The sequence below is a fragment of the Enterococcus rotai genome (assembly GCF_001465345.1).
GTDB lineage: Bacteria > Bacillota > Bacilli > Lactobacillales > Enterococcaceae > Enterococcus_L > Enterococcus_L rotai.
In genome coordinates, this window is sequence record NZ_CP013655.1 from 2104920 (window position 1) to 2119687 (window position 14768).

Sequence of the window (14768 nt, forward strand, 5' to 3'; positions counted from 1 at the left end):
CCTACTCGTTTTTTTGATTACTGTTTTGAATATAAGCTCTAGATTCTGGTGAAATTACTAGGTAAACCATTGAACCTAACTCAAGCACACGAAATGCCAACATGATCATTTTGGGAAACAGGCTGACCATCATTGGGGGATAAAAGTACATTAAGAAAATAAATGGAATGAAGAGTACAGAAACGAGGTAGCCTTTTTTTCCACCTGTCATTAAACCAGCGATCACAATGATATAGATAAGAAAAACAAAAATTTGATACCACACATCTGCACTGAAACTAGACTTTCCTTCGACCACTGTTTTTAACGCCATAATCAGGGAAATGATGAGTAAAATATTATTATATAATAGTAAATAAATTGCGATAGAATTCCAAAATACAGGTTTTTTCATAATTAAGAAACGTTCCTTTCTGTTCTTTACATAGTTTAGCAAATGCTATTTCTATTCGCAATCAAATAAAGCAAAAATCAAGTTTATTCTCTCGTCTATTTCAAGTTATGGTAAAATTAAACGAATGAACGTTTAGACAAAAAACTATTTCACAAGCACTTAAGTTGAAAGTTTTACTCTAAGTGACTAGAATAGCACTTGTAGAAAGAATTGGAGTGATCGATCAATGTACCAAGTTGTTACCATGTATGGCGATAATGAGCCTTGGTGGTTTTTTGAAGACTGGCAGGAAGATATTGAAGAAAATAAAACATTTGATTCTTTGGAAGATGCAGAACGTTACTACATAAAAAAATGGCAAGAACTTTCTTCAACATACGAATACATAAATACAAAAGTGAATTATTTAGCGGCCTTCTGGAACGCGGGGGATGAACGCTGGTGTGAAGAATGTGATGAGGATCTGCAGCAATATAAGGGATTAGCTTTGTTAAAGGATCTCCAAGCGGTGACGTTTGAAAGTGGCGATGATTTTCATGAACGCCATAATGACTGTGCAAAACCAAAATGTTGTAAGTCAAGCCTGGTTTAGAAATAGAGATAGAGAGTAAGATACGCTCCTAGTATCTTACTCTCTATATTTTCGTTTTCTGAAAAAATAAATGATTGAAAAAATAAAAAAGTCGAAAAAGAGTGCTTCGAAATGCCAAGGGGAATTTCCCATAACTTCCCTAAAAGGGAGTCCGCCAGAAATGATTGGGTAGTAATGAAATGGACCGTCTGGCATAAAATTAAAAATCATTCCTAAAATGAATTGAACCAGATGCAAAAATAGTAGAACTAGCATAGAGTAGACTAAGGAATCTGAAACAGTTTTTTTCTCTAATTCATCCAATTTTCCTTTTCTTACCTGACCTAATACACTAATCGCATTAAAAACAGAAGCTATCGAAAACACTGCAGCAAATATGAAAATAACCGTAGAAATTATCCCAACATAAATCATCTGTCATTCCTCCTCTAACTGAAAAATTTCTTCCACATGCATATCAAAATACTTTGCTATTTTTAAAGACAATTCTAAGCTTGGGTTATACTTTGTTTTTTCAATAGCATTCATAGTTTGTCTAGAGACACCTAAGTCAGTGGCCATCTGAATTTGGGGTATCTTTTTGCTTTCACGTATTTCTTTGATCTTATTATGAACATTCATAAGTATACGCTCCTACTAGTAGTAAAGATATCTTTACTATATTTTAGCACAGTCAAATAAATGAGTAAAGATATCTTTACGCTTTTTACCAAAAAAAGAAAAGCAATAACGATTTCTCAGAAGATTGCTTTTCTCGATGCTATTTTGCCTTAATCCTTACAAACCCATTTACCATCTTCCAGATTACAAGATCCATTTTCTGAATGACTATTTTCGATAACATCAATAATTGGCGTTTCTTTTTCCTTGATGGTTTGAATGGCTTGGATGATTTGATCCATTGGCTGCGCTCCATTGATCAGATATTTTCCATTCACGATCAATGCTGGAACGCCAGTCAATTGATACGCGTTTGCAATGCGGAAATCATCTTCAACCAAAGCAAACGTAGCAGGATCAATAAATGCTTGCTGCCACTGCTCAAAATCAATCGAACTAGTTTTGACGATTGATTCAATCACCGCAATATCTTCAATATTTTGACTTTCAACAAATAAACCTGTTTGCAAAGCATCAAAGATCGCCCAATAACCAGTTTCCCCTCCTACAACACCAGCTGCTTTTGCCGCAAGTAAAGCGTTCATAGAAGTTGGAAAAAGAAAATCAGCTTTTTTCATTCCCTCAATATTAAAGCGATGGAGATCGTCATTTTGATTGGCATGAACCCAGTGAGATAGGATTTCATTTTTGGCATTTTCTCTAGAACCAAACATCTGCACGTGATCTTCTTCATCCCTAGCTAAGGCAAAGGAGCGGTGGATGATGTTTAGTTCAGGCATCTCTTTTTGAACTTGTCTCATTCTATATGACATGGGAAAACAAAAACTGCAGATAACATCGTGAAAAAATTCAATTGTGATCATAGTTTCTCCTTCAGTATCATTATTATATGCTTACAATTAGTAAGTGTACAGTTCTTCTATTTAGATTTCAATTAAAAAGCTTAGATAAAAGGCGAAAAGAACTTGCCGAGTGTGGTAAAATCAACGTATTGACATTTTAAAGATGAATTCAATTTACATAAGAGAGACAGAAAGTGAGTGAACCAAATGGCAAATAAACAACTAATTATTACTGAAAAACCTAGTGTTGCCAAAGATCTAAGTAAAGTACTTGGTGCAAATCAAAAAAATAAAAGCTATTATGAAGGACCAACTGTGATTGTGACGTGGGCGTTAGGACATCTGTTAGGATTAAAAATGCCTGAAGACATCAACAAAGAATGGCAATCATGGCAAATGGAGACGCTGCCGATGGTGCCAAAAAACTTAGGGATCAAACCGTTACCAAAAACAGGTCATCAATTAAAAGCAATCAAACAATTAGCAAATCGTAAAGATGTTACAGAAGCGGTGATTGCAACGGATGCTGGACGTGAAGGGGAGCTTGTTGCTCGCTGGATTTTAGAATATGTCAACTTTAATAAACCCGTCAAACGTCTATGGATTTCTTCACAAACGGATAAAGCAATCAAAGATGGTTTCAAGAAATTACGACCAGCAAAAGAATACGACAATCTATATTATTCGGCATTGGCGCGCGCTAAAGCCGATTGGCTAGTCGGTCTAAATGTTACCAGAGCATTAACCGTAAAATATCAAGATAGCTTATCAGCAGGAAGAGTACAAACGCCAACGCTATCTCTAGTTCGTCAACAAGAAAAGAAAATTGAAAGCTTTAGACCCCAGACTTATTTTTCAGTAGAGCTGCACGTTCAAAAAGAAAAAGCGAAACTGGTTCAAAGCAACCCCTACGCATTTAAAGAACGGAACGATGTTGAAGCGTTTGTGAAAAAACTAAGCGAAGGAAAAGGTAAAGTAACAGATATTCAAGAAAAAACGAAAACAGAACAAGCACCACTTCCTTATGATTTAACAGAAATCCAAAGAGAAGCCAACCAACGCTACCAATTTTCTGCAAAGAAAACACTGTCGCTAGTTCAAAGTCTCTATGAATTCCATAAAATCGTAACGTATCCAAGAACCGATAGTAAATATTTAACAACCGATATGAAAGCAACGATGAAGGAACGATTGCAGGCAGTGAGTGATTTTGCACCAGAAGTTAAAACGTATATCAAAGATGGCGGGCAAGTCAAACTAACCAAAGTTTTCCAAAATGAGAAAGTGACAGATCACCATGCGCTGATTCCTACTGAACAACGTCCTCGTTATGAAAAATTAAGTGGAGACGAACAAAAAATCTATAATATGATCGTGACTCGTTTCCTTGGTATGTTTGCTGAACCACATCGTACAAAACAAACAAAAGTTACTGTAAGCTTTGGTAAAGAACAATTTATCTTCCGTCAAAGTAAAGTCGAGGTAGCTGGTTGGAAACAAGAAAAAGAAGACGTGGTTCCGTCTGTTGACTGGACATTAGGAATGGTGATTCCACCAAATTTCACTATTAATAAAGAACTAACGGCACCACCAAAACCTTTGACCGAAGGAACTCTTTTAGGTTTGATGGAAAAACACAGCTTAGGAACTCCGGCCACACGTGCTGAAATCATTGAAAAGCTAATCAAGTCAGAGTTGATGGAGCGCAATACCAACGGCTTAAATGTGTCACCAAAAGGTAAGCAACTACTTGAACTAGTCAACCCATCGTTAGTAACACCTGAGCTAACCGAAAAATGGGAGAAAACACTAGAAGCAATTGCTAAAGGTAAACAAAGCAGTACTGTTTTCCTAAAAGAAATCGAGCAAGATACTAAAAAGCTTGTCAACGAAATCAAACAAAGCGAAAGCAAATACCAAGATTTTTCAATCACACAAAAGAAATGCCCAGAATGTGGTTCAAACTTACGTGAGAAAAATACCAAAGACGGTAAAATTTATGTATGTTCTAATCAAGATTGTAGCTACCGTCGCAGAAAAGATCCTAAAGTTTCAAACCACCGTTGTTCTCAATGCCACCGTAAAATGGAAATTATTGATGGGAAAAATGGTGCTTACTTTAAATGTAAATACTGTTCGATCACAGAAAAAATGCAGGATAAAAAAGAACGTAGTAAAAAACTAAGTAAACATGAAGAACGTAAGTTAGTGAAGAAGTACTCGCAAAAAGAAGAACCAGAAGAAAGTGCCTTAGCACAAGCGTTGAAAGCAGCGATGAAACAAGACTGATTCTCGTTAACTAAGGAATATATTTTAAACGTAATAAAAAAACATTCTACTCGCCTGACTAAAGAAAGTATCTTTGGTTGGGATAAAGCGGAATGTTTTTTTATTATGTGGAAATAATCATAAATAATTGATTGAATAGTGCTTTTTAATCTTCGCTATATATGAAATTTATATCTAAAAACAAATAATAAATCCATAAACAGCTTGTTAAATCGTTTTGTTTTGTTATATAATGATATTGTTAACATAAAGGAGGAATTTTTTTGAAAAAGAGTAAAATGAATTTGATAACAGGAGTTTTTGTTTTGGGAGTAATTATAAGTTTCGGTGTTTTCAGTCAAGGAACTTTAGCAAATGAGAAAAAAATATACGTCTCAGATGATTGGTTAAGAAAAAGTATGGTCGATCAAATTGAAGAACCGGTAGAAAATGAATTGCCGACAGCTCAACAAATGAGTGAAATTAAAGAGATAAGTGGCACTGATAATGGATCTATAGAAGGAGTTCAATATGCAATAAATGCTGAAAAAATACAAATTAGTGGTTTAGGAATCACTGATTTTCGTCCTATTTCTGGTATGAATAACTTGAAAGAATATCATGCGTATTCTTCATTGATACAAGGGGATGAAGAACAAGTATTAAATATTACCCCTTTTGGTGAATTACAAAATCTTGAAAATTTATATTTTGGTTATGCAAATATCCGCGATTTTAGTATGTTATCAGAATTACCTAAACTAAAATCTATTCAAGCATTTGGGGGGATAAATGTTAATTTGCCAACCGTTTATGTGGATAAATCAACTAAAAAATTCGTGATGGAGCATCCTGTGAAATACTCTAAACAATTTGATGGTAAAAGAACAGTTAGTGGCTCTACAGATAAACAAGGTGTAACGGTAGAACCAGGTATTGAAAATAATGCGGTTATTATAAATAATCTGGATGAAAGTATTTCTAAAGTATATTTGTCTTTTGAAGCCTCATCTAAAGATAATGATATAAGTAATGGTTTCTTTGCTTCATTTAGTTGTGAGATACCAATTGTTTGGTATTAAAAAATAGAAGATTTATTAAATAACCAGAGAGTGCTCTCTGGTTATTTTTTTGAAAAAATGATTGGTATATAAGTTTTATAGTGAATGTTTTTATGGATATCAGATTAAACTCAACTAGTTGATAAATAGATTTAGATCGCATGTTATAATTTAATTGAGGGTGAAAATAGATAATTAATTTTTGAGAGGAAGGTATTCATCATGAAGAATAATATAAAAGTAATACAACAGCAAGCTGAACTAGATGCTAAATTCATGAAACAAGCCCTAAAACTTGCTCAAGACGCTGGCAATAATGGAAATGAACCATTTGGAGCGGTACTTGTCAAAAATGACAAAGTTGTTTTAACCGGTGAAAATCAGATCCACACGGAATGTGATCCCACCTATCACGCTGAATTAGGCATTATTCGTGATTTTTGTACGAGTCAAAAAATAACAGATTTATCAGAATATACCCTGTATACAAGTTGTGAGCCCTGTTGTATGTGCGCCGGAGCTATGGTGTGGAGCAATTTAGGTAGAATGGTTTATAGTTTAGGACATGATGAATTAGCTGAGATCGCCGGTTTTAATATTATGATCGGCAGTGAAGAGATTTTTTCAAAAAGTCCGAATAGACCTGAAGTTGCCAAAGGTGTACTAAAAGAGGCGGCAGTGCCAGTGTATGTTGATTATTTTCAAGGATAAAGGATAAGGTGAGTCGAAAGATGAGAAAAAATGAATATCTAGCTTTAGTTGCGATGGAAGAGTGTGCAGAGATCCAACAAGCCTTGTCAAAGGCAATCAGATTCGGGTTTGATGATCATCATCCTTCAAGAGCTGACGAAACCAATGAAGAACAACTGTTGACAGAATTTTATCAATTGACTGCGATGATCGAAGAAATGCAGAATAAGGGGATCATTGCAGGTTTTACTCAGGAAAAAATAGAGAAAGTGAAGAACGATAAGATTAAGAAAGTTTATAAATATATGGATTATTCTGAAGAAAAAGGGTTGCTAGAAAAAAGTTTTAACTCAAAATGATTTTAGGGACCAAACTTAAAAATAATTTTATTGTAATGATAGAGGTATTGGGGTGGTGTTGGTGAAAAAGAAGTTAGGGATTGCTATATTGTTGATTCTTATTATTGTTTATGGTGTGTCCATAAGTGGTAAAAAAGGATCAACAGAAAATGCTATTATTACAGCTGAGAAGTCTGAAAAATTTAAAACGACTGAAATTGAAACGGCGATTGCTCGTGTGAAGAAAGAGTTTAAGGGATTTACTAACTGTGAGATGACCAAACTTTACTATAATGAAGAAAAATCGAATGTGGAAATCAACCATTATTTAACAGAGAATCGAGAAAATAAAAGTGTAAAAAATGCAGACAAAAAAGATTTCATTGTTTTGTATTCTGATTTTGAGGTTGGAGAAGAAAATGATCAAAATTCTGGTTTTATACCAGGTTCTAATCATAAAGCCTGGATGTGGTTATTGAAAAAGGATAAATTTTGGAAAAAATGGGAAGTCGTAACTTCCAGAGTTTAAATTAGTGATCATTCGATACATAATAATCTGCGCGATAACGTATATATTTTTAGTTTAGGTCTAAATAAAAAAATACTTCATTCGAAGTATTTTTTTATTCCATCATCAAAACTCTCTTTTCTTATTTTTTCCCAAGAACAAGGGAATAATTTAATGAAAATGGGCGGAAACATTTGTATTTTGCAATAAAAGGAGTATACTCTAAATTGGAATCATTCTAAATTTAATAAAAAGAGTTTCCACACACATATTGTCTTTAGGTTTATTTTATTCTAGGTTTTGATTCATTTGGACTGTCCCAACCACAGTACAAATGAATAATGATTTTGAATGAAATTAGCTTATTCTTTTTGTGGAGACAGTAAAAACAAGGGGGATTATTGATGTTTGATATTGTAACATTAGCAAGATTCCAATTTGCAATGACGACAGTCTTTCATTACTTCTTCGTACCGTTTTCAATAGGATTAGCACTTGTAGTCGCAGTCATGGAAACGATGTATGTCGTGAAAAAAGATGAACGTTATCGCAAAATGGCGAAGTTTTGGGGCAACATTTTTCTATTAAGTTTTGCAGTCGGAGTTGTAACAGGAATTATTCAAGAATTTCAGTTTGGGATGAACTGGTCAGATTATTCACGTTTTGTTGGAGATATTTTCGGTGCTCCACTGGCAATTGAAGCGTTACTTGCATTCTTTTTAGAATCAACATTCTTAGGTTTATGGATTTTTACTTGGGATAAAGTAAGTCCTAAACTGCATTTAACATTTATTTGGTTGGTGGTATTCGGTTCAATGATGTCTGCTTTTTGGATTTTAGCAGCAAACAGCTTTATGCAACATCCAGTTGGCTATACTTTAAATAATGGTCGTGCTGAGTTAATTGATTTTGGTGCCGTAATTGGCAATCCAAAAGTTTGGTATGAGTTTACACACGTCTTGTCTGGCGCAATTGTAATGGGCGGAATGATCGTTGCAGGTCTTGCTGCGTTCCAAATTTTGAAAAAACGTGATATTAGTTTCCATAAAGTATCTATGCGGATTGGTTTATGGATCGCTTTGTTTGGCTCTCTATCTGTTTTATTTACAGGTGACTTACAAATGAAAGCTTTGATCAATGATCAACCAATGAAATTTGCGGCAATGGAAGGGGATTACGAAGATTCTGGTGATCCGGCCGCTTGGACATTGATTGCGTGGGCAGACGAAGCCCAACATAAACAAGTATTTGGGATTCAAATTCCTTATATGCTAAGTATTCTTTCTTATAACAGTTTATCTGGCTCCGTTGATGGAATGGACACAGTGAATGAACGTTTGAAAGAACAATATGGTGACGATAAAAACTATTATCCACCAGTAAACACATTATTCTGGAGCTTTAGAGTCATGGCTGGATTTGGCGCATTGATGCTTTTAGTTTCAGCGCTAGGTTTATTCTTTAGTCGTAAGAAAAAACCATCACTTTATGAAAAACGCTGGATGGTTTGGATCGTGGCATTATGTACGTTTGCACCATTCTTGGCAAATACAACAGGTTGGTTGATCACTGAACTTGGTCGTTATCCTTGGACTGTTTATGGTCTATTCACGATTGAAGATAGTGTCTCACCAAACGTATCAGTGGCTTCATTATTAACATCGAATATTATTTACTTCATTCTTTTTGCTGGTCTAGGCTCAGTAATGGTTTACTTGATTACTGTAGAACTTAAAAAAGGCCCAGATTATGAAGAAAAGAAATTAGCAGAGGCGAACTCTACTGATGTAGATCCATTTGATAAGGAGGTCTTTGGCGAATGAGTACGTTGCAATTACTTTGGTTTGTACTAATTGGTATTTTATTCTCAGGCTTCTTCTTCTTAGAAGGTTTTGACTTTGGCGTGGGTATGTCGGTTCAAACGTTAGCGCACGATGAAGAAGAAAAAGAACAAATCATCCAAACGATTGGACCGGTTTGGGATGGTAATGAGGTATGGTTATTAACAGCGGGTGGGGCGATGTTTGCATCTTTCCCATACTGGTATGCTTCATTATTTAGCGGGTTTTACTTGATTTTATTTATCATTTTAGTTGGTTTGATCATTCGCGGAGTGTCATTTGAATTCCGTCACCGTATGCCAGATGGCAAACGTCGTAGAATGTGGAACTGGACATTATCGCTCGGTAGTTTTATTGTTCCATTTTTCTTTGGGGTTTTATTCATTGATTTAGTTCAAGGGATGCCGCTTGATGTAGATGGGAATATGATGGCATCATTTACAGATTATATAAATGTATTTTCTGTGGTTGGTGGCGTTGCGTTGACTTTATTATGCTATTTACATGGTTTAAACTATATTGCTTTAAAAACAGAAGGACCCGTTAGAGAACGTGCACGTAACTATGCATCATTCTTCTATTGGATTTTATATGTAGGCTTAGTTGTGTTTGCAGCATTGTTGTACTTCAAAACAGATTTCTTTGATAATAACTTCTTAGTGACGTTATTATTAGTTTTAGGAATTGTAGTATTGACGGTTGTTGCCAATGTGAGTGTATTTAGGAAAAAAGAAATGGTGGCGTTTCTTGCTAGTGGCTTAACATTGATTCTTTTAGTGGCGTTATTATTTAGTGGTTTATTCCCACACGTCATGATCGGTAGCGAGGGGTACTATGATATCTTGATCAAAGATGCTTCAAGTTCTCCATATACTTTGAAAACAATGACATGGTTATCATTAACGATTTTACCATTTGTATTAGCCTATACAGGTTGGTCTTATTATGTCTTTAGAAAACGTATCAAACATCCAGCAATTGCTGCTGTGGGGTATGAAGGATGATCGATAAAGCCATCTTAAAAATGCCGAAAATCAAAAAAATTATGATCTTGCTTGCAGGTTTTTCTTTCCTGCAAGCAGTATTTATTATAGGACAAGCATTTTATTTAGCGAAAGCCGTTGTTGGGTTGTGGGAAGGTGGTCAATTAAGTGACCAGCTGTTGAATATTTTGGTGTTCTTTTTGTTTTATACTGGCAGACATGTGGTGACCTATCTTCGTGAGAAAATGTTGGATACCTTTAGTTATGATCGCTCTCGTGAGTTGAGAGAAGCGTTACTCCAAAAGGTTTTTCGTTTAGGACCAACTGTTGTTCAAAAAAATGGAACAGGGAATATGATCACGATGGCGCTAGAAGGAATTAGCCAGACAGAAAATTATTTGCATTTGATCTTAATGAAAATTATGAATATGATGATCATTCCGTGGATCATTTTGATATTTGTGTTCACCTTGGATGTTCGTTCTGGAATTGTTTTACTGGTTGTTTTTCCAATGATTATTATTTTTATGATTATTTTAGGTTATGCAGCTCAAAGTAAAGCGGACAAACAATACAAAGCCTTTCAAATTTTATCTAATCACTTTATTGATTCATTACGAGGATTAGATACATTGAAATTATTTGGATTAAGTAAAAAATACGCAGGCAGTATTTATAATACGAGTGAACGTTTTAGAGAAGCAACGATGAGTACGTTGAAGATTGCGATCTTATCTACATTTGCATTAGACTTCTTTACAACATTGTCTGTGGCTGTTGTGGCAGTGTTTCTAGGATTAAGCTTATTGGAAGGCGGAATTTTATTATTTCCTGCGTTGACAACATTGATTTTAGCACCCGAATTCTTTTTGCCTGTTCGTGATTTTGCGAGTGATTATCATGCGACATTAGATGGTAAAAATTCATTCCAGGCAATTCAAGCTGTGTTGGATTTACCAGAAATGACTGAAACGGATCGACTTTCTTTAGGAGATTGGACAGCTTTGAGTGAATTATCTGTTGAAAAATTGACTTTCCAATATGAAGAAGCTACTCAACCAGCTTTAAAAGGGTTAGACTTTGCTGCAAAAGGGTATCAAAAAATTGGGATCATTGGGGCCAGTGGTTCTGGAAAATCAACACTGATCAATGTATTGAGTGGTTTTTTAGAGCCAGATGCTGAAATAACAACAATTGACGTTGATGGGCAAAAGCTTCCGCACTTTCTACAAAAAGAGTGGCAGAAGCAAGTTCTGTATATTCCTCAATCACCCTATATTTTCCAGGATACATTAGCGAATAATGTTCGTTTTTATACACCCGAAGCGACGGATGAAGATGTCTTAGCTGCAGTTCAGCTAGTAGGGTTAGAAAACCTTGTAACGGAGCTTACAGAGGGTTTAAACACGGTGATCGGCGAAAGTGGGAGAATGTTAAGCGGTGGGCAAGCACAGCGTGTAGCGCTTGCTAGAGCCTTTTTAGATCAAGAACGTCGAGTTCTGCTATTTGATGAACCGACAGCACACTTAGATATTGAAACGGAAGTAGAGTTAAAAGAAAGAATGTTGCCTTTAATGAACGATCATCTTGTCTTTTTTGCCACTCATCGCTTACATTGGATGGCAGAGATGGATTATATTTTAGTAATGGATAAAGGACAACTGGTTGAAGCAGGAACATTAGCTGAACTGACTGAAAAAAATGGTTACTATGTGAAACTAGTCAATCAAATGAGGGGGACAGAATAATGGAAAATACCCCAACAAATAAAGCATTATACGAAAAAGATCAATGGGTCAAACCGTTTTTGAAGAAGTATAAAGGGCTATTATATCTAGCGTTGATTTTAGGTTTTTTAACTTTTTTCAGTGCGGGAGCATTGATGTTCAACTCAGGTTATTTAATTAGCCGAGCAGCGTCACTTCCAGAAAATATTTTGATGATTTATATTCCCATTGTACTGACACGTGCCTTTGGGATCAGTCGTCCAGTTTTTCGTTATATTGAGCGTTTAGTTAGTCATAACTGGGTCTTGAAAATGACTTCTGACTTGCGTTTGAAGCTTTATATGGTATTAGAAAAAGATGCGATTTTCTTTAAATCAAAATATCAAACTGGAGATATTTTAGGGTTGTTATCAGAAGATATCAATCATTTACAGAATTTATATTTACGCACGATTTTCCCAACCGTAATTGCTTGGTTGTTATATATTTTTATTATTATTGGACTTGGTTTGTTCTCATGGTGGTTTGGCTTATGCATGCTGTTGATGTTAGGTATTGTGATTTTTCTACTACCTTTGATCTCAGTTTTAGTCAATGGTGCTAGACAAGAGAAGCAAAAGGTCTCTAAAAATGAATTGTACAAAACACTGACAGATAATATTTTGGGTGTTTCCGACTGGGTATTCAGTCAACGCGGACAGGAATTTGTCCATTCATATGAACAGCAAGAAGCAAAACTACGTCAGTTGGACGAACAAATCAAACGCTTCAATCGTTTTCGTGATTTTCTGTTGCAAGTGGCCTTTGGTGTGATCACTGTTGCAATTTTAGCTTGGACCAGTGTTCGTTTTCCAGGGAATCATGGTGGTGCGGCAAACTGGATCGCCGCTTTCACGTTGACGGTTTTCCCGTTGATCGATGCTTTTGCACCGCTACCCGATGCTGCACAAGAAACAAATATTTATAAAGATTCCATCAGACGCTTGAATGATTTACCGGAACCAGAAGAAACAGTAGCACAACCAAAAGAAATAAGGATCAATAATACAGAAATCAAGATCAGTGACCTCTCTTTTGCTTATGAAGGAACATCTAAACAAGTTTTAAAAGACTTGAATCTGACAATCCATTCAAAAGAGAAGTTAGCGATTTTGGGTCGTAGTGGTTCTGGGAAAAGTACATTAGCAACGTTGATTCGTGGAGATTTACAGCCAAATAAAGGGACGATCACATTAGGTGGAATGCCAACAAGTGAGTTTGGCGATCAAATCACGAAATCGATCGGTGTGATTCATCAAGCCCCTTATCTCTTTAGAACAACGATTTTAAATAATGTTCGAATCGGGCGAGAAGAAGCTTCTGAGGAAGAGGTTTGGCAAGTGCTGGAGCAGGTTGGGTTGAAGGAAATGATCCAAGGGCTTCCTGAAGGTTTATTGACGATGGTCGATGAAGCTGGGTTACGTTTTTCTGGTGGTGAACGTCATCGTTTAGCTTTAGCGCGTATTTTACTTCAAGATACACCTATTGTATTGTTAGATGAACCAACCACTGGATTAGATCCAATTACAGAGCAACAATTATTGGATACATTTTTTGAAACACTAGAAGATAAAACGATTATCTGGATCACCCATCACCTACAAGGAGTCCACATGATGGAGCGAGTGATTTTCATTGAAGATGGTCAGTTAGAAATGAGCGGTTCTCCGCAAGAGTTATTGGCTACTAATCAACATTATCAACAGCTATATGCAATTGATCGCGGGATGAATCAACAATGAGTAAATAAAACAGCTGAGGCAAAACTCTAAGAGCTTTGCCTCAACTGTTTAAAAAATGACTATCATGTTAAAATGATCGTTGCAGCAATAATTCAGTCAATAAAGTCAACTGTTCTTTCCCTAAACAATCAGGCAGTTTTTGGATATCAGTCAACGCTTTTTCTGTCACACGTTTGGCAAAGGCTTTGGCATCGTTCACACCGTCTAGTTCATGAACAAGTTGTGCTGTTTCGATTGCTTGTTCTGCAGTGATATCTGCACCTTTTTCTAGATAATAAGCAAAACGTTCGGGTGCTTTACGCATAGCAAAGATCAAAGGTAACGTATAAACACCTTGCGACAAATCTTCTAAAACGGGTTTTTTTAAGGTTTTTTCATCAGCGGTGTAATCTAAGATATCATCGTAAACTTGAAAAGCGATCCCAATATGACGCCCGATACGAGCTGCCAAACGTTGAACTTCTGCTGACGCAACACCAAAGTGAGCACCTTCTAAACAGCTTAGTGAAAACAATTCAGCTGTTTTACCATTGACGCTGCGCAAATAATCAAAGACGGTCATGCTTTGTTTATAACGGGTATGCATTTGATCTAATTCACCCAAAAGCAGTCGTTTCATGGCAGAAGCATTTGTATGTAAGAAATTAGAACCATTCATTGTTTCAGCAAGTAACTCAAAGAACTCTGTAAATAATAAATCGCCTGTATAAACTGCAATATCTTTGCCATAGCGAGCTTGAATCGTGATTGCTCCTCGGCGTAGTGGTGAATCATCGATGATATCATCGTGAACAAGAGTTGCCATATGGAGGATTTCAATAGAAGCAGCGATTTTGATCAATTGTTTCTGATCTTGTTTTTGTTCATCACCGATTTGAGCAAATAGAAAAAAGAACGCTGGGCGTAATAATTTTCCACCTGAATAGGTTAATTCGATCAAAGCTGTTTCGATTTCTTTGTTTCTTATTTTAACTTGGCGTCTGATCAGTTCGCACGTTTCATTCAATTGTTGTTGGATAAGCGGAAATTCTTTCCAAAAGTCATTCATAACACAATAGTCCTTTCAGTAATTCAATACTATTGATTGTATACGATGTAGGTCGAGAAACACAAGTAAATTAT

At 35.8% G+C, this 14768-nt stretch carries 15 protein-coding genes; 10 read left to right on the plus strand and 5 right to left on the minus strand.

All coding sequences use genetic code 11. The annotated features are described in order from the left end of the window. Window position 1: 1 nt before the first annotated feature. Window positions 2-394: a hypothetical protein gene (locus ATZ35_RS09745; protein WP_208927069.1), complete on the minus strand. Its 393-nt coding sequence runs from the start codon at window positions 392-394 to the stop codon at window positions 2-4. A 226-nt stretch (window positions 395-620) separates the two neighbouring features. On the opposite strand from ATZ35_RS09745, the gene ATZ35_RS09750 reads away from it, so the two are divergent. Next, window positions 621-986 carry a DUF1033 family protein gene (locus tag ATZ35_RS09750; protein ID WP_208927070.1) on the plus strand — a complete coding sequence of 122 codons (366 nt, stop codon included), beginning with the start codon at window positions 621-623 and terminating at the stop codon, window positions 984-986. A gap of 36 nt (window positions 987-1022) precedes the next feature. Here the strand turns inward: ATZ35_RS09750 and ATZ35_RS09755 are convergent, their stop codons facing one another. The 3 genes from ATZ35_RS09755 to ATZ35_RS09765 form a co-directional block, all read right to left on the minus strand. After that, on the minus strand, window positions 1023-1400 hold the full coding sequence (locus ATZ35_RS09755) for a hypothetical protein (RefSeq protein ID WP_208927071.1): 378 nt from the start codon (window positions 1398-1400) through the stop codon (window positions 1023-1025). Window positions 1401-1403: 3 nt separating this feature from the next. Further along, window positions 1404-1607 (minus strand): helix-turn-helix transcriptional regulator, encoded by a 204-nt coding sequence (locus ATZ35_RS09760; protein WP_208927072.1) that lies wholly within the window; start codon window positions 1605-1607, stop codon window positions 1404-1406. Window positions 1608-1756: 149 nt separating this feature from the next. After that, on the minus strand, window positions 1757-2470 hold the full coding sequence (locus ATZ35_RS09765; protein WP_208927073.1) for a DsbA family oxidoreductase: 714 nt from the start codon (window positions 2468-2470) through the stop codon (window positions 1757-1759). Between the two features lie 186 nt (window positions 2471-2656). On the opposite strand from ATZ35_RS09765, the gene ATZ35_RS09770 reads away from it, so the two are divergent. The 9 genes from ATZ35_RS09770 (at window position 2657) to cydC (ending at window position 13646) form a co-directional block, all read left to right on the plus strand. After that, window positions 2657-4738 (plus strand): DNA topoisomerase III, encoded by a 2082-nt coding sequence (locus ATZ35_RS09770; protein WP_208927074.1) that lies wholly within the window; start codon window positions 2657-2659, stop codon window positions 4736-4738. Window positions 4739-5001: 263 nt separating this feature from the next. Beyond that, entirely contained in the window at window positions 5002-5799 is a 798-nt protein-coding gene (locus ATZ35_RS09775) for a leucine-rich repeat domain-containing protein (protein WP_208927075.1), read from the plus strand. A 201-nt stretch (window positions 5800-6000) separates the two neighbouring features. Next, on the plus strand, window positions 6001-6489 hold the full coding sequence (locus ATZ35_RS09780; protein ID WP_208927076.1) for a nucleoside deaminase: 489 nt from the start codon (window positions 6001-6003) through the stop codon (window positions 6487-6489). A gap of 20 nt (window positions 6490-6509) precedes the next feature. Next, window positions 6510-6827 (plus strand): nucleoside triphosphate pyrophosphohydrolase family protein, encoded by a 318-nt coding sequence (locus tag ATZ35_RS09785; RefSeq protein ID WP_208927077.1) that lies wholly within the window; start codon window positions 6510-6512, stop codon window positions 6825-6827. A 61-nt stretch (window positions 6828-6888) separates the two neighbouring features. Then, window positions 6889-7335, plus strand: coding sequence for a hypothetical protein (locus ATZ35_RS09790; protein WP_208927078.1), 447 nt, complete (start codon window positions 6889-6891; stop codon window positions 7333-7335). Between the two features lie 383 nt (window positions 7336-7718). Beyond that, on the plus strand, window positions 7719-9137 hold the full coding sequence (locus ATZ35_RS09795) for a cytochrome ubiquinol oxidase subunit I (protein WP_208927079.1): 1419 nt from the start codon (window positions 7719-7721) through the stop codon (window positions 9135-9137). Next, window positions 9134-10159 (plus strand): cytochrome d ubiquinol oxidase subunit II, encoded by a 1026-nt coding sequence (gene cydB / locus ATZ35_RS09800; RefSeq protein ID WP_208927080.1) that lies wholly within the window; start codon window positions 9134-9136, stop codon window positions 10157-10159. Before ATZ35_RS09795 ends, cydB begins: the two co-directional genes overlap by 4 nt. Continuing rightward, on the plus strand, window positions 10156-11886 hold the full coding sequence (gene cydD, locus ATZ35_RS09805; RefSeq protein WP_208927081.1) for a thiol reductant ABC exporter subunit CydD: 1731 nt from the start codon (window positions 10156-10158) through the stop codon (window positions 11884-11886). Before cydB ends, cydD begins: the two co-directional genes overlap by 4 nt. Then, window positions 11886-13646, plus strand: a complete 1761-nt coding sequence (gene cydC, locus ATZ35_RS09810) for a thiol reductant ABC exporter subunit CydC (protein ID WP_208927082.1) — start codon at window positions 11886-11888, stop codon at window positions 13644-13646. Before cydD ends, cydC begins: the two co-directional genes overlap by 1 nt. A 67-nt stretch (window positions 13647-13713) precedes the next feature. On the opposite strand, the gene ATZ35_RS09815 is transcribed toward cydC, so the two are convergent. Beyond that, window positions 13714-14694: a polyprenyl synthetase family protein gene (locus ATZ35_RS09815; RefSeq protein ID WP_208927083.1), complete on the minus strand. Its 981-nt coding sequence runs from the start codon at window positions 14692-14694 to the stop codon at window positions 13714-13716. Window positions 14695-14768 lie beyond the last annotated feature (74 nt).